This window comes from Dactylosporangium sp. NPDC051087 (genome assembly GCF_055586325.1).
In genome coordinates this window covers 471068-490468 of record NZ_JBVJIJ010000002.1, presented here as the reverse complement: position 1 = coordinate 490468, position 19401 = coordinate 471068, and the positions used below count along the sequence as shown (strand labels likewise).

Annotated in this window: 15 protein-coding genes; 7 read left to right on the top strand and 8 right to left on the bottom strand. The window is 73.2% G+C overall.

Annotated elements, in window-relative coordinates; translation table 11 throughout:
* Nucleotides 1–6 precede the first annotated feature (6 nt).
* Nucleotides 7–1140, top strand: a complete 1134-nt coding sequence (locus tag ACZ6TV_RS05755) for a HEAT repeat domain-containing protein (protein ID WP_465295753.1) — start codon at nt 7–9, stop codon at nt 1138–1140.
* Here the strand turns inward: ACZ6TV_RS05755 and hemE are convergent.
* Nucleotides 1137–2144, bottom strand: coding sequence for a uroporphyrinogen decarboxylase (hemE, locus tag ACZ6TV_RS05750; RefSeq protein ID WP_465295751.1), 1008 nt, complete (start codon nt 2142–2144; stop codon nt 1137–1139). The two genes, ACZ6TV_RS05755 and hemE, sit on opposite strands and share 4 nt — an antisense overlap.
* Before the next feature lie 81 nt (nt 2145–2225).
* On the opposite strand from hemE, the gene ACZ6TV_RS05745 reads away from it, so the two are divergent.
* Nucleotides 2226–2780 carry a DUF3000 domain-containing protein gene (locus ACZ6TV_RS05745; RefSeq protein ID WP_465295749.1) on the top strand — a complete coding sequence of 185 codons (555 nt, stop codon included), beginning with the start codon at nt 2226–2228 and terminating at the stop codon, nt 2778–2780.
* A gap of 30 nt (nt 2781–2810) precedes the next feature.
* Here the strand turns inward: ACZ6TV_RS05745 and ACZ6TV_RS05740 are convergent, their stop codons facing one another.
* Together ACZ6TV_RS05740 and ACZ6TV_RS05735 are read right to left on the bottom strand one after the other, a co-directional pair.
* The gene (locus ACZ6TV_RS05740; RefSeq protein WP_465295747.1) at nt 2811–3614 is read right to left on the bottom strand and encodes a hypothetical protein; all 804 of its coding nucleotides are present in this window, start codon (nt 3612–3614) and stop codon (nt 2811–2813) included.
* A gap of 106 nt (nt 3615–3720) precedes the next feature.
* Nucleotides 3721–4662, bottom strand: coding sequence for a S1C family serine protease (locus tag ACZ6TV_RS05735; RefSeq protein ID WP_465295745.1), 942 nt, complete (start codon nt 4660–4662; stop codon nt 3721–3723).
* Nucleotides 4663–5170: 508 nt separating this feature from the next.
* Here ACZ6TV_RS05735 and ACZ6TV_RS05730 point away from each other — a divergent pair.
* From ACZ6TV_RS05730 to ACZ6TV_RS05715, 4 genes are all read left to right on the top strand, one after another.
* On the top strand, nt 5171–6445 hold the full coding sequence (locus tag ACZ6TV_RS05730) for an HRDC domain-containing protein (RefSeq protein ID WP_465295743.1): 1275 nt from the start codon (nt 5171–5173) through the stop codon (nt 6443–6445).
* Nucleotides 6446–6532: 87 nt separating this feature from the next.
* Nucleotides 6533–7726 carry a thiolase family protein gene (locus ACZ6TV_RS05725; protein ID WP_465295741.1) on the top strand — a complete coding sequence of 398 codons (1194 nt, stop codon included), beginning with the start codon at nt 6533–6535 and terminating at the stop codon, nt 7724–7726.
* Entirely contained in the window at nt 7723–9792 is a 2070-nt protein-coding gene (locus ACZ6TV_RS05720; protein ID WP_465295739.1) for a 3-hydroxyacyl-CoA dehydrogenase NAD-binding domain-containing protein, read from the top strand. The genes ACZ6TV_RS05725 and ACZ6TV_RS05720 overlap by 4 nt, the downstream gene beginning before the upstream one ends.
* Nucleotides 9793–9926: 134 nt before the next feature.
* Nucleotides 9927–11009 carry a peptidoglycan DD-metalloendopeptidase family protein gene (locus ACZ6TV_RS05715; RefSeq protein ID WP_465295737.1) on the top strand — a complete coding sequence of 361 codons (1083 nt, stop codon included), beginning with the start codon at nt 9927–9929 and terminating at the stop codon, nt 11007–11009.
* 489 nt (nt 11010–11498) lie between these two features.
* On the opposite strand, the gene ACZ6TV_RS05710 is transcribed toward ACZ6TV_RS05715, so the two are convergent.
* The 3 genes from ACZ6TV_RS05710 to ACZ6TV_RS05700 all read right to left on the bottom strand — a co-directional run bounded on the left by ACZ6TV_RS05710 (nt 11499) and on the right by ACZ6TV_RS05700 (nt 15207).
* Nucleotides 11499–13253 (bottom strand): diguanylate cyclase domain-containing protein, encoded by a 1755-nt coding sequence (locus ACZ6TV_RS05710; RefSeq protein WP_465295735.1) that lies wholly within the window; start codon nt 13251–13253, stop codon nt 11499–11501.
* A 75-nt stretch (nt 13254–13328) separates the two neighbouring features.
* Nucleotides 13329–14531, bottom strand: a complete 1203-nt coding sequence (locus ACZ6TV_RS05705) for a sensor histidine kinase (protein WP_465295733.1) — start codon at nt 14529–14531, stop codon at nt 13329–13331.
* 10 nt (nt 14532–14541) lie between these two features.
* Nucleotides 14542–15207, bottom strand: a complete 666-nt coding sequence (locus tag ACZ6TV_RS05700) for a response regulator transcription factor (protein ID WP_465295731.1) — start codon at nt 15205–15207, stop codon at nt 14542–14544.
* Nucleotides 15208–15322: 115 nt separating this feature from the next.
* On the opposite strand from ACZ6TV_RS05700, the gene ACZ6TV_RS05695 reads away from it, so the two are divergent.
* Nucleotides 15323–16705: an outer membrane protein assembly factor BamB family protein gene (locus tag ACZ6TV_RS05695; protein ID WP_465295729.1), complete on the top strand. Its 1383-nt coding sequence runs from the start codon at nt 15323–15325 to the stop codon at nt 16703–16705.
* A gap of 11 nt (nt 16706–16716) precedes the next feature.
* Here the strand turns inward: ACZ6TV_RS05695 and ACZ6TV_RS05690 are convergent, their stop codons facing one another.
* Nucleotides 16717–17979, bottom strand: coding sequence for a hypothetical protein (locus tag ACZ6TV_RS05690; RefSeq protein ID WP_465295727.1), 1263 nt, complete (start codon nt 17977–17979; stop codon nt 16717–16719).
* 18 nt (nt 17980–17997) lie between these two features.
* The gene (locus tag ACZ6TV_RS05685) at nt 17998–19371 is read right to left on the bottom strand and encodes an outer membrane protein assembly factor BamB family protein (protein WP_465295725.1); all 1374 of its coding nucleotides are present in this window, start codon (nt 19369–19371) and stop codon (nt 17998–18000) included.
* Nucleotides 19372–19401: the final 30 nt, after the last annotated feature.

Sequence of the window (19401 nt, the reverse complement as noted above, 5' to 3'; positions counted from 1 at the left end):
TCTCGGATGAGCGACCTTGCGTCCTCCCGACCGTCACCCGACGAGCCGAGCGACCGCGCGCTGAACCCCGGCGCCGGCGGCGGCCGTGACGCTCTGGCGCCGTGGACCGCCGAACCCTGGACGACCGACCCGTGGCAGATCGGCACCGGGCAGACGGGGGACGGATACGGGACGGATCCGCTCGCCGACGTCATCGCGGACCTGGCCGACCTGGCGGCCGACGCCGACGACCCGGCCGACCCGGCGGCGGCCGCCGAGGCCGCGGCGGCCGCGGCGGCGGCGAGGGCGGCACCGGTCGACGACGTGGAGCCGACCGCGCGGACCATCTCCGCGCTGCTCGCCGACACGGCCACGTCGCCGGCGGAGCTCGCCGACGCGGTCGCCTGGTGCTACGACGACGAGGCGCTGCCGCTGCTGCTGCCGCTGGTCCACCACGCCGACGCCCGGGTCCGGCGGGCCGTCGCGCAGGCGCTGCCGAGCGTCCTGGGTGAGGCCGCGCCCGACGACACGGTCCGGGCGCTGCTGGTACTGAGCAACGACCCCGACGACGACGTGCGCGACTGGGCGTGTTTCGCGCTCGGCACCCAGCTGTCCGAGGTGGACGCGCCGGTCCTGCGCGACGCCCTCGTCGTGCGCCTGGACGACCCGCACGACGACACCCGGTGCGAGGCGCTGCTCGGCCTGGCCCGGCGCCGCGACGAGCGCATCCTGCCAGTGCTGCAGGAGCAGCTGGCCCGCGACAACGTGTTCTCGCTGGAGATCGACGCGGCGGGCGCGCTGGGGCACCCGTCACTGCACACGCTGGTCCGCGGGCACCTGTCGGGCTGGGACGACGACGTGGTCGCCCGGGTCTGCGCGGCGCTGCGGCTCACCGATCCCGACGGCGTCGGCGACGACCTGCTCGACGGGCTCGCCGAGTGGTTCGTCTGCGGCGCGCCGCACGCCAGCGACGAGGACCGCTACTGGTGGACGGTGACGCTGCAGCTGCTGGAGCACGCCGAGTACCGCGCGCCGGAGATCGCCGAGCTGGTGCACGGCCGCCTCGCCGGTGAGACCGGGGCGACGTCGCTGATGCTCGGCTCGCGCCTGGCCCAGCTCGCCGGCGACCACGGCTGGTGGCGCTGGACCCCCACGTACTAGAGCGAGTGCACCAGCGAGACGATCCTGGTCAGCACGTCAGGGTCGGTCTCGGGCATGACGCCGTGCCCGAGGTTGAAGATGTGCCCGGGCGCCTTGCGGCCCTCGGCGACCACCCGGCGCACCTCGGACTCCACGACGTCCCACGGCGCGAACAGCACGCACGGGTCGAGGTTGCCCTGCAGGGCCTTGCCCGGGACCCGCCCGGCGGCGACGTCCAGCGGGGTGCGCCAGTCGACGCCGACCACGTCCGCGCCGGCCTCGGCCATGGCCGGCAGGAGCTCGCCGGTGCCGACGCCGAAATGGATGCGGGGAAGACCGGCGACGCCGTCCAGGACGTGCCGGGAGTGCGGCAGGACGTATCGGCGGTAGTCCGCCTCCGACAGCGCCCCGGCCCACGAGTCGAACAGCTGCACCGCGTGCACGCCCGCCCCCGCCTGGACCTGGAGGAACGTCAGGGTGATGTCGGCGAGCCTGGCGCACAGGGCGTGCCAGACGTCGGGTGCGCCGTACATGAGCGCCTTCGTCTTCACGTGATGCCGTGACGGCCCGCCCTCGACGAGGTAGCTGGCCAGGGTGAACGGCGCCCCGGCGAAGCCGATGAGCGCGGTCTGGCCCAGCTCGGCGAGCAGCAGCCGGATCGACTCGGCGACGAACCCGACGGCCTCGGGATCCAGCGCCGGCAGCGCGTCGACGTCGGCCATCGTGGCGACGGGCGAGGCGACGACGGGCCCGGTCCCGGCGACGATGTCCAGGTCGACGCCCGCGGCCTGCAGCGGCACGACGATGTCGCTGAAGAGGATCGCCGCGTCGACGTGGTGGCGGCGGACCGGCTGGAGGGTGATCTCGCAGACCAGGTCGGGCCGGCGGCACGACTCCAGCATGCCGATGCCGGCCCGCAGCGCGCGGTACTCGGGCAGGGAACGGCCGGCCTGGCGCATGAACCAGACGGGAGGGTGCGGCACCGCCTGACCGCGGGCGGCGCGCAGCAGCAAGTTGTCAGTCATAGCGAAGTCATCGTTTCACTGCGCGCACAACGGCGGCGCGGCGGCACCCCCTGCGTGAGGTTTGCGCCTTACTCTTCCGGTATGGCGCCATCGACCGCGACTCCCCCAACGTTCACCCGGGCGGTGGAGGAGCTGCGCGCGTTCACGGCGCGGCCCGAGATCGAGCTCGAGGAGATGCCGGCGCCGCAGCGGCTGGCGCCGTTCGCGCACGCGATGAGCGGCACGGTGCTGCGCGACGGCGACGAGGTCGCGACCGGGCGCCTGATCCTGCTGCACGACCCGGCCGGGCACGAGGCGTGGGACGGCACGATGCGGCTCGTCACGTATGTCACGGCGGAGCTGGAGGCGGAGCTCGCCGCGGACCCGCTGCTGCCGGGCGTCGGCTGGAGCTGGCTGACCGACGCCCTGGAAAGCCACGGCGCGTCCTACACGGCGATCGGCGGGACGGTCACGCAGACGCTGTCGACCCGCTTCGGCGACCTCGCGCTCACCGGCCCGCCGACGGCGGCCGACCTGGAGATCCGGGCGTCGTGGACGCCGACGGACGAGGACATGCAGGCCCACGTGCACGCCTGGTGCGCGCTGCTGGCCTCGACGGCGGGGCTGCCCCCGCCCGGGGTCACCGCCCTGCGCTGACAGGCAGAGCGGCGCCCCCGGGAGCGGGGATCAGATTCCGAGCAGGACCTCAGCCTCGTTGCACGGCTTGTCCATCTCGGTGAGCTTGTTCTGCAGCGTCGTCTTGTCGCCCTTGCTGGACGCGTCGAGCGCCTCGAGCAGCAGCTGCAGGCACTTGCCGATGACGTCCCGCTGGCGCTTCGCCTCGGTGCTGTCGGCCGTGACGCCGCGCAGCTCCTGCTGGGCCTTGGTGAGCTCGTCGGCCTTCGCCTTGAGGTCGGTCTTGGTCTTGTCCAGCTCACCCTGGGTCGAGGTCAGGCTGTCCTGGCGCTGCGCCGCGAGCTTCTCCGACTTGTCGAGCTTGCCGCTCTTGTCGATGTACAGGCCGACGAACACGCCGGCCGCGATGATCGCGAGGGCCAGGAGGCTGGCGAGGATCGGCACCGCGACGCTCTTCTTCGGCGGCGCGCCGGGGGTCTGGTAGCCGCTCTGGGCGTATCCGGGCGGGCCGGACACCGGGCCGTACGCGACCGGCGGGCCGGACATCGGCGGGGCCGACATCGGCGGGTTCGCCATCATCGGCGAGGTCGGCGGCGCGGAGACCGACGGCTCCAGGTTGTAGGCGGCCGGCTGCGGCTCGCCGTAGGTCGGCATCTGCTGGGTGCCCTGGTCGTACGGGTTCACCGGCAGCTGGCCGTAGCCCTGGTCGTGGGTGGGAGCCGGCTGCTGCGGCACGGGGGCGCCGTACGGGTTCTGCGGCGCGGACGGCGGCGGGTAGGCCCCCTGCGGCGCGTTCGGGTCGGGGTAGCCGTAGCCCTCGTTCGGGTTCCCCTGGGGGTTACCGGGGTATGTCATCTGCTTTCTTCCTCCTGAGAATCCCTCCGGGAAACGCCCCGGGCGGGGGTGGTGGTGCGGCCGTCGCGACCGGGACGCGACGACGTGGTGCGGGTCGATAGAGGGATCAGCAGATGCTGATCGTGTCGCAGACCACCGAGATCGGGATGGCCAGTCCGATGCCTTCGGCCTCTCGTGCCTTCAGCGTCGCGACGCCGACCACCTCCTTCTTGGCGTTGAACACTGGGCCGCCGGAGTTGCCGGGGTTGATCGCCGCGTCGAACTGCATCAGTTCCTCGCCGCTGAGCGAGCGGAACGCGCTGACGACGCCGGTCGTGACGGTGTCCTCCAGGCCGAGCGGCGCGCCGACGACGAGGACGGGCTCGCCGACCTTCGGCACCTGCGCGGCGGCGACGAGCCGGGTGAACTCCTCGTCGGTGTGCAGCACGGCGAGGTCCTTGTCGGGGTGCGCCTCGATGATCTTCGCCGGGAAGCGCTGGTTGGTCCGCTCGATGCTGACGTCGCGCTCGCCTTTCTCGTAGGCCTCCTGCACCACGTGGTAGTTCGTGATGAGGTTCGTGCCGCCGCCCGAGGGGGCCTTGCCGAGCGCGAAGGACGTGCCGGTGGCGTACTTGGTGGAGACGCGGAACACGCTCGGGCGCACGCTCTCGGCGACGGCCGCGGCGTCGAGGTTGCCGCCGGTCTTGGCCTCGAGCTTGTCGGCGCGGTCCTCGACGGCCTTGAGCCGGCTCTCGTCGCTCTGTTTCGCGGCGGAGGCGGCCTGCTCGGCCTTGTCGAGCCGGGACTCGAGCCGGACGATGAACGCACCCTGGACGCCGACGACGACCAGCAGGATCGCCGCGATGACCAGGGCGAGGACACCGCTGCGGCCGCGGCGCGCGGTCTGCGGCTCCGGCTGATGCACCAGATGCGGCGGCCCGCTGTGCGGCGGGGGCCCCGCGGGCGCCGACACCGGCCAGGCGCTGGTCGGCTGGGCGGGGAAGGCTCCGGTGGACGGCGCGCCCGCGGGGGACACGCCGGCGGCCGGGAACGATCCGGTCGGGGTCATGCGTGGAGGAAGTGGACCGAGTCGCTCCGAGTCGTCGCCGGACCGGTCCACGTGACGCGGACGATCGTACGAATCGGAGGTTCCGGAAGCCACCGGGTTCGAAGGGTCATACCCGGCCGTCATGCTTCTCGTTTCCTTCCTGTCACAATTCCACCCGTTTTGTCCCGAGGCACGGTGCGGTCTGCGGCCTCGCGGTCGGCCTCACACTAAACCGCCCGCACAAGCGCCGCGACCTCCGAGGCAACCAACGGACACAACCGGAAGTACCAGTTCGGCCCGCGCACGCGACCGTACCGGGGCAGCACCGGTTTGTCCGTCCCGAAAAGGCGGTGCCCGACGTGTTCCGGACCACCCGAAACCGGCGAGCCGGACCACCCGAAACCGGCGCGCCGGACCACCCGGAACCCTCGCGCCGGACCACCGGAAACCGGCGCGCCGGATCACCGGAAACCGACGCGCCGGACCCGGCTGCATCGGCGTACCGGTGCCGCAACGTACCGTGGTCCGGGTGACCGACGAACCCCCCGCGCGGCGTCGGGACGAGGAGCCAGACAGTCCGGACAAACCGGACGACAAGACCGAGCCCGTCCTGCTGACCGCCCCCCGAGACGGGACGCCCGAGCCGATCACCGACCGGGCCGAGCTCGCGCGTGCCGTCGAGCGGTTCGCCCGCGGCAGCGGCCCCGTGGCCGTGGACGCCGAGCGCGCCTCCGGCTACCGGTACACGCATCGGGCGTATCTCGTGCAACTGCGCCGTGCCGGAGCCGGCACCGTCCTGATCGACCCTCTCCCCTTCGGCCAGCTGCCAGAGCTCGACGAGGTGATCTCACCCACCGAGTGGATCCTGCACGCCGCCAGCCAGGACCTGCCGTGCCTCACCGAGCTCGGGCTGCGCCCCACCAGGCTGTTCGACACCGAGCTCGCGGCGCGGCTGTGCGGCTTCGAGCGGGTCGGGCTGGCCGCCCTGACCGAGTCGCTGCTCGGGTACACCCTGGAGAAGCACCATTCGGCGGCCGACTGGTCGACCAGGCCGCTGCCGACCTCCTGGCTGACCTATGCGGCCCTCGACGTGGAGCTGCTGCTCCAGCTGCGCGACCGGCTCGTCGAGGAGCTGCACGAGCAGGGCAAGACCGAGTGGGCCGCGCAGGAGTTCGCCGCGCTGGTCGCCTCCGCCGGCGACCCGCCGCGCGTGCGGGCCGACCCGTGGCGGCGCACCTCGGGCATCCACCGGGTCCGCGGCGCCAGGGCCCTCGCCCGGGTCCGCGCGCTGTGGCACGCCCGCGACGAGATCGCCGCCCGCCGGGACGCGAGCCCCGGCCGGGTCCTCGCCGACGCGGCCATCATCGCGGCCGCCGAGGCCGACCCGAAGGACGAGCGGACGCTGCTCGCGCTCGCCGGGTTCGGCGGGCGTTCGGTCCGCCGGCTCGCGCCGACCTGGCTGGCCGCGCTGACCGACGCCAGGGCGCTGCCGGACCGGGAGCTGCCGACCACCCCGCCGTCGGAGGGGCCTCCCCCGCCGCACCGCTGGGCGGAGCGGGACCCCGTCGCGGCGGGCCGCCTCGCCCGCTCCCGCGAGCTGGTGACGGGCCTGGCCACCGCCAACCGGGTGCCCCCGGAGAACCTGATCACGCCGGACACGGTGCGCCGCCTCGCCTGGTCTCCCCCGGAGGAGCTCACCGAGGAGGCGGTCGGCGCGGTGCTGTCCGGCTACGGCGCACGCCCGTGGCAGGTCGCGCTGGTGGCTCCCGGGCTCACGCAGGCGCTAGAGGTACCGGCGGAGTAGCGGATGGCGGGGTGTGGGCGGATCCACAGGCGCAGCGGACCTACTGGCGAGTAACATTGCCGGTAATTCGTCGCTAGGAGGACTCCCGTGCCCCGTCCCGTCCGCGACGTCGTCTTCGTCGACGGCGTGCGCACCCCGTTCGGCAAGGCCGGTGGGATGTATGCCAACACCCGCGCCGACGACCTCGTCATCCGCTGTATCCGGGAGCTGCTGCAGCGCAACCCGCAGCTGCCCCCGGAGCGGGTCGACGAGGTCGCGATCGCGGCCACCACGCAGATCGGCGACCAGGGCCTGACCATCGGCCGCACCGCCGCCCTGCTGTCGGGCCTGCCCAAGACCGTCCCGGGCTACTCGATCGACCGCATGTGCGCCGGCGCCCTGACCGCGGTGACCACCGTCGCCGGCGGGATCGCCTTCGGCGCCTACGACGTCGCGATCGCCGGCGGCGTCGAGCACATGGGCCGCCACCCGATGGGCGAGGGCGTCGACCCCAACCCGCGGATCATCGCCGAGAAGCTCGTCGACCCGTCCGCGCTCGTCATGGGCGCCACCGCGGAGAACCTGCACGACCGGCTGCCCGGCATCACCAAGGAGCGGGCCGACCGGTTCGGCTACGCGTCGCAGGTGAAGACCGCCGCCGCGTACAAGGCCGGCAAGCTGCAGCCCGACCTGGTCAGCGTCGCCACCCGCGACCCCGAGGCCGGCTGGGGCCTGGCCACCGTCGACGAGGCGCCCCGCGACACCAGCCTCGAGAAGCTCGGCACCCTCAAGACCCCGTTCCGCCCGCACGGCAAGGTCACCGCCGGCAACGCCGCGGGCCTCAACGACGGCGCCACCGCCGCGATCATCGCCGCCGAGGACGTCGCCCGCGAGCTGGGCCTGCCCGTCGGCATGCGCCTCGTCTCCTACGGCTTCGTCGGCGTCGAGCCCGAGGTCATGGGCTACGGCCCGGTCCCGGCCACCGAGAAGGCGCTGCGCCAGGCCGGCCTCACCATCGACGACATCGGCCTGTTCGAGCTCAACGAGGCGTTCGCCGTGCAGGTGCTCGCGTTCCTCGACCACTTCGGCATCGCCGACGACGACCCGCGGGTCAACCCGTGGGGCGGCGCGATCGCCGTCGGGCACCCCCTGGCGTCCTCCGGCGTGCGGCTCATGACGCAGCTGTCCCGGCAGTTCGCCGAGCACCCCGAGGTCCGCTACGGCCTCACCGCCATGTGCGTCGGCATCGGCATGGGCGCGTCCGTGATCTGGGAGAACCCGAACTGGGAGGGCGGCAAGTGAGCACGACCATCAGCAACCCGAACGAGGTCGTGACCAAGGCGCTGCTGCGCTTCGTGACCCTGCCGTCGCGGGAGCGCGCCGCGCTCATCACCCTCGACAACGGCTTCGACCACACCAAGCCCAACTCGTTCGGCCCCGGCGGCCTGGCCAGCCTGGAGGCGGCGATCGACGAGGCCGTCGCGGCCGCGCCGAAGTTCATCGCGCTCACCGGCAAGCCGTACATCTTCTGCGTCGGCGCCGACATCACCGCCATGCCGCTGCTCACCGAGCGCGAGCAGGCCGTCGAGCTCGGCCGCTACGGGCACCGGGTCTTCAAGAAGTTCAAGGATTCGCCGGTACCGACGTTCGCGTTCGTCAACGGCGCGGCGATGGGCGGCGGCCTGGAGGTGGCGCTGCACTGCCACTACCGGACCGTGTCGTCCGGCGCGGCGGCGCTCGCGCTGCCCGAGGTCGCGATCGGGCTCGTGCCCGGCTGGGGCGGCACCCAGCTGCTGCCCGACCTCATCGGCATCGCCCCGGCCGCGCAGGTCATCATCCAGAACCCGCTGACCCAGAAGACCCTCAAGCCGGCGCAGGCCCGCGAGCTCGGCATCGCCGACGAGATCTTCGAGCCGGCCGACTACCTGGAGCGGTCCCTCGCCTGGGCCGAAGGTGTCGTCGACGGCACCGTCACCGTCACCCGCCCGGAGATCGACCGGGACATGTGGGACGGCGTGCTGTTCTTCGCCGGGAAGCAGCTCGACGAGCGCCTCCACGGCGCCGTCAACTCCGCGAACAAGGCCCTGGAGCTGCTGGCCCTGGCGAAGGACGCGTCGTTCGAAGACGGCACCGCCGCCGAGGACGAGGCACTGGCCGACCTGCTCATGGGCGACCAGTCCCGGGCCAGCCTCTACGCGTTCGACCTGGTCCAGCGGCGCGCGAAGCGGCCCGCCGGCGCACCCGACAAGGGCCTCGCCCGCGACGTCAACAAGGTCGGCATCGTCGGCGCCGGCCTCATGGCCTCCCAGCTGGCGCTGCTGTTCGTGCGCCGGCTCGAGGTCCCGGTCGTGCTCACCGACCTCGACCAGGCCCGCGTCGACAAGGGCGTCGGCTACGTGCACGCCGAGATCGACAAGCTCGTGGCCAAGAAGCGCCTCGACGAGGGCAAGGCCGCCAAGTACCGGGGCCTGATCAGCGGCTCCGCCGACAAGGCCGTCTTCGCCGACGCCGACCTCGTCCTGGAGGCGGTCTTCGAGGACCTCGGCGTCAAGAAGCAGGTCTGGGCCGAGATCGAGAAGATCGTCCGCGACGACTGCGTCCTGGCGACCAACACGTCCTCGCTGTCCGTCGGCGAGCAGGCCGCCGGCCTCGCGCACCCCGAGCGGGTCGTCGGGCTGCACTTCTTCAACCCGGTCGCGATGATGCCGCTGCTGGAGATCGTCCGCGCCGACCGTACCGACGACGCGACCCTCGCGACGGCCTTCGCGGTCGGCAAGGCGCTGAAGAAGTCCTCGGTGCTCGTCGCGGACCGGCCGGCGTTCGTGGTCAACCGGCTGCTGACCCGCTTCCTCGGCGTGGTCACCGCCGCCGTCGACAACGGCACGCCCATCGAGGTCGCCGACTCGGCCCTCGACCCCCTCGGCCTGCCGATGCGGCCGATGGCGCTGCTCACCATGGTCGGCCCGGCGGTCGCGCACCACGTGGCGGGGACGCTGCACACCGCGTTCCCCGACCGGTTCGGCGTCTCGGCCAACCTGGGCCGGGTCGTGGAGGCCGGCAAGCGCGGCTTCGTCGACGGCGAGGGCAACCCCGACCCGGAGGTCCTGGCGCTGCTGCAGGTCGGCGACGCCCCGTCCACGGCGGACGAGCTGCGCGACGAGGCGACCACCGCCCTGGCCCGCGAGATCCGCCTCATGCTCGACGAGGGCGTCGTGGCCGACCCCCGCGACATCGACCTGTGCATGATCCTCGGCGCGGGCTGGCCGATGCACCTCGGTGGCGTCACGCCGTACCTCGACCGCGAAGGCATCTCGGAGAAGGTGACCGGAGCACGGTTCCTGCCGCCGGGCGTGGCGAACGCGCCGTAGGTTCACTCTTTCGAGCAGACATTCACGAAATATCGGACCCGGACCCCGCCGACGCCTAGCGTTGGCGGGGTTCGCTCGCAGTCCCCCCGGCTGCACGGATCACTCGTCCCCGGGGGTGCACCATGCGCAAAATCATGCTCGTCGCTGCCTTGCTGCTGGCGGTTCCGTTGTTTCCGGCCGCCGCGCACGCCGCGCAGTCAGCGACCGTGGTCTCCCCGAAACGCCCCCTCAACGTGCGAGCCGGCAGCGCCGTGTGGACGGCACCGCTGCGAACCCTGCCGCACGGGTCATCCGTCGCGATCGACTGCTGGGTCAAGGGCCAGCTGATCAACCAGGGCAGCGTCCGCGTCACCGACCAGTGGGACCGCCTCACCGACGGCTCCTACGTCTCCGACGCGTGGATCCGCCGCTCCGACGCCCCCATCCCCGCCTGCGGCGCCGCCGCCCCGGTCGCCCCCGCCGCGGTCGCGGTCACGACCACCTCGGGCACCGTCGCGTCCGGCGGCACCCCGCTCAAGGCCCGCACCGCGCCCGCGCACACCGCACCGCTGATCGCCGCCCTGCCCAACGGCACCGCACTGACCCTGGTCTGCCAGCAGCAGGGCGAGAACATCGCCGGCACCCAGCGGACCACCGCCATGTGGAACCGGCTGCCCGAGGGCACCTACGTCTCCGACGCGTACGTGCGCCGCGCCGCCACCCCACCCCCGTGCACCGCCGCGAACCAGCCGGTCGCCGCGCCCGCCGCCCCCGCCACCGGCGGCGCCTGGACCAACCCGCTGCCCGGCTTCCGCGCCCGGCCCGGCTTCCGTACCGCGAACAACCCCAACCACATCGGCGTGGACATCATGTCCTTCACCGGCACCCCCATCCACGCCGCCTCCGCCGGCACCGTCACCGAGGTCGTCTGCAACATCGAGGCCGGCCACAGCTGCGACCAGACCGGCAGCGCCTCCGTCGGCGGCTGCGGCTGGTACGTCAAGATCCAGCACGCCGGCGGCATCGCCACCCTGTACTGCCACATGGTCCGCAAAGCCGTCGTCCAGCCCGGCCAGAAGGTCAAGGCCGGTCAGGTCATCGGCTACGTCGGCAGCTCAGGCAACTCGTCGGCCCCGCACCTGCACTTCGAGGTCCACATCAACGCCCCGCCGACAGGCCCCCAGAACGCCATCGACCCCATCCCCTTCATGCGCACCCACAACGCCGCCATCGGCTGACCCCACCCACCCCCCATGATCCGGAAGACTTCTCGTCGCCCTGACGACCAAATCTCTTCCGGATCACGAAACAGCCCACCCCAGCAGCCGGCCGGCCCAACTCCCATGATCCGGAAGACCTCGTGCAGCCAGGGGTGCACGAGCTCTTCTGGATCACGGAAACCAGCCGACCCCCCGGTGGCCACCGGCCCGAACCATGATCCGGAAGAGATTTCGTCGCCCTGACGACCAAAAGTCTTCCGGATCATGGAAAGCGCGGCGGCGGGCCACCCGGGGGATGGCACGCGGATGCGTCGGAAGCTGCCGCGCGCTCTGCGCGCTGGCAGTGCGTCGCGCAGCGGCGCATTGGGGGGCTCCGGGGGTGAGAATCCCCCCGGCGGGACCCGCGCGGAGCGTGGGGCAGCGAGCCAATCGCCGCAGGCGACACAGCGGGAAACAGCAGGCGACACAGCGGGTAACAGACCCGCGCGAAGCGTGGGGCAGCTAGCCCTACGCGCGGTGGCGGCCTGGGCGGGTCGGGCCGCGTTTTGCGGCGTACATGGCCTGGTCGGCGGTGCGGAGGACCTCGTCGGGGTCTTCGCCGGGGGCCGCCAGGTGCAGGCCGACGCTGGCGCCGATGCGGACCTCCTGGCCCGCGATGTCGAACGGGGACGACAGCGAGTCTCGCAGGCGGGCCGCGAGGGCGTCCGCGTCCTCGCCGCCGACGACGCCCGGCAGGAGCAGGACGAACTCGTCGCCGCCGACGCGGGCGAGGACGTCGGTGGGGCGCAGGCAGGTCGACAGGCGGTCGCCGACCTGGCGCAGGAGTTCGTCGCCGGCCTCGTGGCCGAGTTCGTCGTTGACGGGTTTGAAGCCGTCCAGGTCGACGAAGAGGACCCCGACCGGGGTGTGCTGCAGGGAGTCGGTGAGGCGTTCCTGCAGGCGGCGGCGGTTGGGCAGGCCGGTGAGCGGGTCGTGGTGGGCGTCGTGGGCGAGGCGGTCCTGGATCTCGCGGCTGTCGGTGATGTCGCGGGCGTTGATGACGACGCCGTTGAGGGCGGCGTTGTGCAGCTGGTTGGAGGCGGTGAAGTCGAACCAGCGGTGGTTGCCGTCGGCCTGCCGCACGCGGACCTGCATGCGCTCCAGGCCGCCCTTCTCGGCCAGCAGCGCGGCGAAGCGGTCCCGGACGAGCCGGCGGTCGTCGGGGTGCACCAGGTCGAAGACGGACGAGCCCAGGGCGACGAAGCCGAGGATGCGTTTGCCGCTGGGACTCGAGTACACGACGCACCCGTCACCGTCCAGGACGGTGACGACGTCCGGGGCGTGTTCGACGAGCGCGGCGAAGCGTTCCTCGGCACGGCGGCGGACCAGCTGGGAGCGGTGGCCGAGCACGGCGAGCCCGACGACGCCGACGAGGAGCATGGTCAGCAGCGCGAGGTTGATGGTGAGGCTGCGGTTGCGGACCGGGCCGTCGAAGGTGGCGGTGGACTGGGTACGCACGTACGCCCAGCCGCCCGGCAGTCCCCCGTGCACGGCCGCGATCATGGATCGGCCGCCGGAGCGGTACGTGACGAACACCGACTCCTCGGAGCCGAGCTTCTTGATGATCTCGGAGTCGACGAGGGTGCCGACCGCGGCAGGGTCGCTCGACGCGCCGACGATGCCGGCGCCGTCGACGACGAGTGAGAGGTGCGACGGGTCGCTGAGCTTCTCCAGGTACACCTGGAGCTGCCCCTTCAGCACGGGGATGAAGCCGTAGACGAGCGCGACGGGGTCGCTGCCCACGACGATCGGCACCGCGACCGCCTGCACCAGGGTGTCCTTGACCGTCATCAGGGAGGAGAACCCGGGCCGGCCCAGCGCCAGGCCGGAGATCAGCGGTTTCCAGCCGATCGCGGCCTGGTCGGGGAAGAAGTTCGCGGTCTTCGTGGCGTTGATCGGGTTGCCGGTCAGGTCGGTGATGACCACGCCGTAGGTGAAGAACGTCGACTTCTTCGAGTATTCGACGAGCGCGGCCCGGTCGCCGGTGTCGCCGGGGGTCAGCGACAGCGGCCGGCTGGTGACGAAGTCGTTGAGCTCCTTCGCCGACACGAGCAGCAGCTGTTCGACGAGGCCGCCGTTGTTGGTGGCGAGGGCGAGGGTGTCGGCGCGGTGCACGGTCTCCGCGGCGCGCAGGGCGGAGCGGTTGACGGAGATGCCGACCGCCCCGATGGCGAGCAGCAGGGCGGCGCTGACGCTCACGACGAGCCAACTCCGCAGCCGCATCCGGTTTCCTCCGACTCGTCCTGTGGAGGTCTCATCGGCCGCGCGGGGGTCGGAACTGAGAAAGTGTGCCCGCCCTCACACAGGTTTCACGGGCGCGGAGCCGGTGAGGACGGGGGTGATCGCGGCGGCGGGGAGGCTGACGGTGACCTCCAGGCCACCGCCGTCGAGAGCGACGGCGCTGACGCCCCCGCCGTGCGCCTCGCAGACGGCGCGGACGATCGACAGGCCGAGCCCGGAGCCGCGGGCGCCGGTGCGTTCCCGGCCGCCGCGCCGGAAGGGCTCGAAGAGCACGGGCACGTCGGCGGGGCCGACCTCGAAGCCGGTGTTCCCGACGACGAGCCAGGCGAGGGTCTCGTCCGTGCCGGTGCGCACCCAGATGCGTCCGCCGAGGTGGTTGTACCGCACGGCGTTCTCGATCAGGTTGCCGGCGAGCCGTTCGAGCAGGCCGGGGTCGCCGACGACGTTCGCCGGCGCGAGGTCGGTCGTCACGTCGAGCGTGAGCCGTTTGATCTCCTTGCCCATCGCCGACATCGCGACGGTGACGCCGGTGGCCAGGTCGGTGGGGACCTTGCGGCCGAGCCGGCGGCCCGCCTGCGCCTCGGTGCGCGCGAGCAGCAGCAGCGACTCGACCAGCGCGTTGGCCCGCATGGACGCGTCGCGCACCACGCCTGCCATGCGGCGGAACTCCTCGACGTCCGCCTCGGGGTCGTCGAGCGTCACGTCGACCTCGGTCCGCATCACGGCGAGGGGGGTCCGCAGCTCGTGGGAGGCGTTGGCGACGAAACGCTTCTGCGTCTCGAACGCCTCACCGATCCGGTCGAGCATGGCGTCGAACGTCTTCGCCAGCTCCGACACCTCGTCGTCGGCGCCGTCGTAGTTGATCCGGGCGTCGAGGGTCTCCCCCGTCAGCCGCTGCGCGGTGGTCGTCACCTTCTGCAAGGGCCGCAGCGCCCGGCCGGCCACGACGTAGGCACCGGCGACCCCGACCGCGCCGATGAGCAGCAGCGCGAGGCTGCCGCGGGTGACGAGCTCCCACTCGGCGGCGTCGGCGAGCTCCGTCTGCCACTGGCGGGCGTCGACCTCGCTGCCGTCCTGCAGCACGATCCGGGTGCCGGGCTGCAGCTCGTCGGCGGGCCTGATCGCGCTGTCGACGAGGATGTACGCGAGGACGACGAGCACCAGCCCGGCGCCGACGAGCAGGATGCCGTTGAGCAGGGTGAGCCGCAGCCGCAGCGTCGGGCGGAACAGGGCGGCGCGGCGGGCGTCGTAGATGGTCATCGCAGCGGCCTCATTGTGGTGGCCTGGTCCTGTATCCGGCGCCGACGACGGTCTCGATGAGCGCCGGGTCGCCGAGCTTCTTGCGCAGTGTCATCATCGTGACCCGCACGGTCGTGGTGAAGGGGTCGGCGTTGGCGTCCCAGACCCGCTCCAGGAGCTCCTCGCTGGACACGACGGCGCCGCGGGCCTTGAGCAGCTCCTCGAGGAGGCCGAACTCCTTGCGGGTCAGGTCGAGCGGCTGACCGCCCCGGGTCGCGACCCGCTTCGCCTGGTCGAGCACGAGGTCGCCGATGGTCAGCACCGGCGGCGCGGCGGGGGTGGCCCGGCGGCCGAGGGCCTGGACCCGGGCGACGAGCTCGTCGAAGGCGAACGGCTTCGGCAGGTAGTCGTCGGCGCCGATCTGCAGCCCCTCCACGCGTTCGGCGACGCTGCCGCTGGCGGTCAGCATCAGCACGCGGGTCAGCGCCCCGGACGCGACGAGGTCGGCGCAGATGTCGTCGCCGTGCACGCCGGGCAGGTCCCGGTCCAGCACGACCACGTCATACCGGGTGACCATGGCCATCTCGTGGCCCTCGGTGCCGTCGTACGACACGTCGACGGCCATGCCCTGCCGGCGCAGCCCCCGGCCGATCGCGTCGGCGAGGCTCCGCTCGTCCTCGACCACCAGCACGCGCACGCCACATCACCCCCACCCGGATCGGGCCAGTGTCGGGCACCGGCTGTGAAGTCCGCGTGAGCCAACGTATACCGCACCGTTGGCGACCATGGCCTTCGCCAGGCACCCTGATGTTGTGGACGAGCGGCTGATCGATCTCGGTGTGGTCAACGATCATGCGGATCAGCTGGAGATCGGGCCGCCGCCACCGGCGCCGGGCAGGCGGCAGTGGCCGTTCGTGATGGTGCTCGCGCTGCTCGCCGCGTTCACCGGCGGCTCGGTCTCGGGCCGGTCGATGGAGGCGCTCGGGGTCCTCGCCGAGCACACCATGGGGTTCGTCGCCGACCGGGGCGCGATGTACGCGCTGCGTGAGGAGCCGGCGGTCACCGCGTACGACTGGAGCACCGGCGAGCAGCGCTGGAGCCGCTCGATCCGGTCGAACTCGGGCCAGGTGTATCTCGCGGCGGACCGTGCCTACATCCGGCACCGCCCGTGCACCGACGCGATCGGCTGGAGCCTGGAGCGCCTCGACCCCGCCGACGGGCACCAGCGCTGGCTCGCCGCCGGCGCGCCGGTCGCGGTCCTGAGGGCCGGCCGGGCACCGGACAGCGGAAACCCGTTGCTGCTGCTCGTCGACGAGCGCGCGGCCACCTGCCCGCCGGCGGTGCCGCTGCGCAACAGCCCGCAGACGCCGGTACACCTGGCGGCCATCGACGCGGAGAGCGGCGTCGTGCGGTGGCAGTTCCAGATGCCGGTCGGCGGCCGGTTGGTCTCCCCCGACGTGCCCGGCAACGACTGGTTCGCGATCTGGTATCCGGGCGGGCACACCGAGGTCCGGGCCGCCGCGACCGGCGCCGTGATCAGCGCCGCCGAGGTGCCCGAGCTCGCCGACGGGCCGCCGCAGAGCGTCCGGATCGTCGGCGACATGCTCGTCATCGTCGCCGTCCAGCTCGACGGCGCGCTGATCACCAGCTACGGGCACGAGCCGCTGGCGTACCGGTGGCAGCGGCTCTTCCAGTCCGCGGAGCCGGTGCCGATCGCGGAGCTCGCATACGGCCCGGTCGTCGTGGCCTGCGGCCCGATGGTGTGCGTGCCGAACTGGCGCGACATCGCCGTGCTCGACCCGGGCACCGGAGAGCAGCGCTGGCGCCGCCCGATCCAGCTGGACGCGGTCGGCGCCGGCGTGCTCGTCGCCCGCGACCGGGAGGACTTCATGCGGATCCGCATCGTCGACTGGCAGACGGGCGTGGACCGCAGCGAGCTCGCCGGCTGGGGGCTCGTGCCGACGGCCACCGACGGCATCGACGACGCCGCCGGCACCGCCGCCACCGCCGGCGCGACGTGGGCGCTGGTGCAGAAGCCCGACGGGGGCGCGTCCCGGATCGCCCGGGTCAACCTGCACACCGGCGAGGTCGAGGTCCTCGGCCAGGTGAGCCCGATCCCGTCCCGGTGCGCGCTGCGCGGTCACCGCCTGGCGTGCGTGGCCGGCGGCGACAGCGTGCACCTGTGGAAACTGTAGGAGCCGGCGCCTCAGGGCAGCCGCAGCAGGACGACCTCGTCGGCATCGGTGCCGCAGGCGACGAGAACGGCCTCGATCTCGCAGCCGACGAGGGTGCCGGGCACTGAGGCCGACGGCGTGGGCGTCCGGCCGTCAGCGGACCAGGCGAGCAGGGTGTCGCCGTCGGTCTGCAGCCCGAGCAGGACCCGGGGGCCGTCGGCGGCGAGGAACCGCCAACCGGCCGGAACCGTGCGGCCGGTGTCCGCGGGCAGCGTCAGCGCGCCGCCGGGCGCGACCGCCGTCCCTGACCGCGGCACGATCCACAGCAGCGCGCCGTCGGACACGTCGACCGCGGCGGTGCGCTCGCCGCTGACGCACAGCGCTCCGTCGCAGGGCAGGACGGTGAGCGGGCCGGCGGGACCGACCGGCACCTGCGCCGTCCAGCGCGGGACGAGGTCGCGGCCGTAGGCGGTGAGCCGGATGCTGCGGGTCGCCGCGTCCGACCGGCCGACGAGCAGCAGGTCACCGACGGCCGCGACGAGGTCGTCGGCCGGGCCGGCGACGCCGGTGACGGGGGCGGTGCGGGCTCCGGTGGTGAGGTCGACGGTGCTCAGCCCGCCGCCACCGTCGAGCAGGGCCGCCCAGGTGGCGCCGGTCACGGCGGCGTCGACGGCGACGCGGGTGCCGGGCTCGACCGCGGTGTCCCAGCGCACCAGGCCGGCGGCGTCGATGAGCTGCCAGCGCAGTACCCCGGCGATCGGGCTGTTGGCGGCGAGCGCGGAGCAGCCGTCGGACCACAGGCTGCGCATGACGACGGTGCCGGTGCCGCCGGGCGGGGTGCGCACGGGCACTCCCACGGCGCGCCACTGCTCCCGCCCGGTCGCCCGGGTCACGGCGACGGTGGTGCCGGTGACCCCGGAGCGGCACAGGTCCGGGGACAGCACCGCGAGGTCGCCACGGATGTCGACGTACGACAGCGAGGCCAGCCCGTCGGGCGTGAACGTCCACTGCGGCGAGCCGTCGGCGGCGGCGTACGCCTCGACCGGGGTCGGGGTGCGGTCGCTGTCGAGCACGAACAGTGCCCCGCCGGCGAGGTGGAAGTCGCCGTTGCGCAGCGGCTGGCGGGTCACCTCGTGCGGGTGCCCCGGCAGCGGCCCGGCGGAGACCAGGCTGAGCAGCATCGCCAGGACCGCGGCCAGGCCCCAGCCGCGGGGCAGGCCGACGGGGTCGTCGTCGACGCTGTCCCAGCCGTCGTCGACGACGCCCAGATCGATGGTGACCGTGCTCACCGGCACAGCCCCATTGTGCGCGGGTCAGTGCCGGTTCGGCAGTCTCCACACGGACAGGCCGCCGACGACGACGCAGGCGAGGGTCCTGCCGTCCACGGAGCAGTCGGGGTTGCCGACCCAGTTCTCGGCCTGGGCGAAGACGGTGACCAGCCCGGTCGCCGGGTCGAGCTCGCCGAGCAGCGCGGTGCCCTTGTCCACGGCCTGCCACAGCAGCGGCCGGCTGCCGGTGGTGAGCACGTGCCAGCCGGTGAGGTCCTTCGCGACGGCGCCGGTGCGGCTGTCGACGACGGCCAGGGGTCCGGGCTCGGTGGGGTCGAAGAAGGTGCCGACGAGGAGGCGCTCACCGGCGAAGCTGACGGCCATGTTGTGCCCGTCGAGGTGCCACCGGCGCTCGCCCGTGATGCCGTCGAAGGCGGACAGGCCGGTGTCGTCGCCGGTGCAGAAGAGCGCGGCCGTGCACCGGAACAGGGTCCGGCCGGACCCGCCCGGCCAGCGGAACAGCAGCCGGCCGGTCGGCAGGTCGTAGACGGCCGCGCCGGCCTCCCCGTCGGGGTAGACGACGACCCGGTCGGCGGGGCGTCCGGAGCCGTCCAGCCAGCCGGCGTTGAACGCCGCCGAGACGCCCGACCAGGCCAGCTGCCGGGTCGCGGCCACCCGCCCGGTCCGGGTGTCCCACCGGGTCAGCCGGCCTGTGCGGCTCAGCACGTCGAGGCGGTTGAGCCGGGACTGGTACGCGCTGGACCAGCTGAAGTCGACACCGGCGCCCTGCGGGACGGTGACCTCCCACGCCGTCTGCCCGGTCCGCGCGGACAGCCCGAGGATGCGCCGCTCCGGCTGCGGCCCGGCGCGGTTGACGTCCGGTCCGTAGTCCTGGAAGTTGTCCAGCACGTATTCGTCGGGTATCGGCTCCTCGACGACGACCACGCCGTCGGCGGTGCCGTCGAACCTGACCCGCGGCCGCGTCCACAGCTCCCGTCCGGTGGCGGCGTCGAGGACGACGAGGGCGTTGGAGCCGCTGTTCCCGACCCGGTCGTCGCTCATCAGGATCACCACGTCGGGCCCGGCGACCACCAGCTGCTGCTGCACCTCGGCGGGGCGCTGCCACAGCAGCCCGCCGTCGGCGAGGCTGTGCGCCTCGATCATCGGTCCGGGGTCGGTGCCCTGGTACCGGGCGAAGAAGAGCCGGCCGCCGGCCGTCTGCGCCTTGAGGATCTGCTGGTCGAGCGTGTAGAGCAGGCCCGCGCCGGAGGACGGCCCGGCGGAGACGAGCACGCCGAGGGTCACGGCGAGGACCGCGGCGGCCGCCACCCACCTGGCCCGCAGGCGGCGCCGGGGCGCGGGCGGCTCCGGCGGCTCCCACGGGACGCTGAGGTCCAGCTCGATCACGGTCTCCGCCACGGGGCTCAGCCTGCCACGGTCGTCCTGCGG

What these genes read in the sequence shown, in the direction of transcription:
- ACZ6TV_RS05755 (WP_465295753.1), top strand. Translation starts at nt 7, where the DNA reads ATGAGCGACCTTGCGTCCTCCCGACCGTCACCCGACGAGCCGAGCGAC.
- hemE (WP_465295751.1), bottom strand. Translation starts at nt 2,144, where the DNA reads ATGACTGACAACTTGCTGCTGCGCGCCGCCCGCGGTCAGGCGGTGCCG.
- ACZ6TV_RS05745 (WP_465295749.1), top strand. Translation starts at nt 2,226, where the DNA reads ATGGCGCCATCGACCGCGACTCCCCCAACGTTCACCCGGGCGGTGGAG.
- ACZ6TV_RS05740 (WP_465295747.1), bottom strand. Translation starts at nt 3,614, where the DNA reads ATGACATACCCCGGTAACCCCCAGGGGAACCCGAACGAGGGCTACGGC.
- ACZ6TV_RS05735 (WP_465295745.1), bottom strand. Translation starts at nt 4,662, where the DNA reads ATGACCCCGACCGGATCGTTCCCGGCCGCCGGCGTGTCCCCCGCGGGC.
- ACZ6TV_RS05715 (WP_465295737.1), top strand. Translation starts at nt 9,927, where the DNA reads ATGCTCGTCGCTGCCTTGCTGCTGGCGGTTCCGTTGTTTCCGGCCGCC.
- ACZ6TV_RS05710 (WP_465295735.1), bottom strand. Translation starts at nt 13,253, where the DNA reads ATGCGGCTGCGGAGTTGGCTCGTCGTGAGCGTCAGCGCCGCCCTGCTG.
- ACZ6TV_RS05705 (WP_465295733.1), bottom strand. Translation starts at nt 14,531, where the DNA reads ATGACCATCTACGACGCCCGCCGCGCCGCCCTGTTCCGCCCGACGCTG.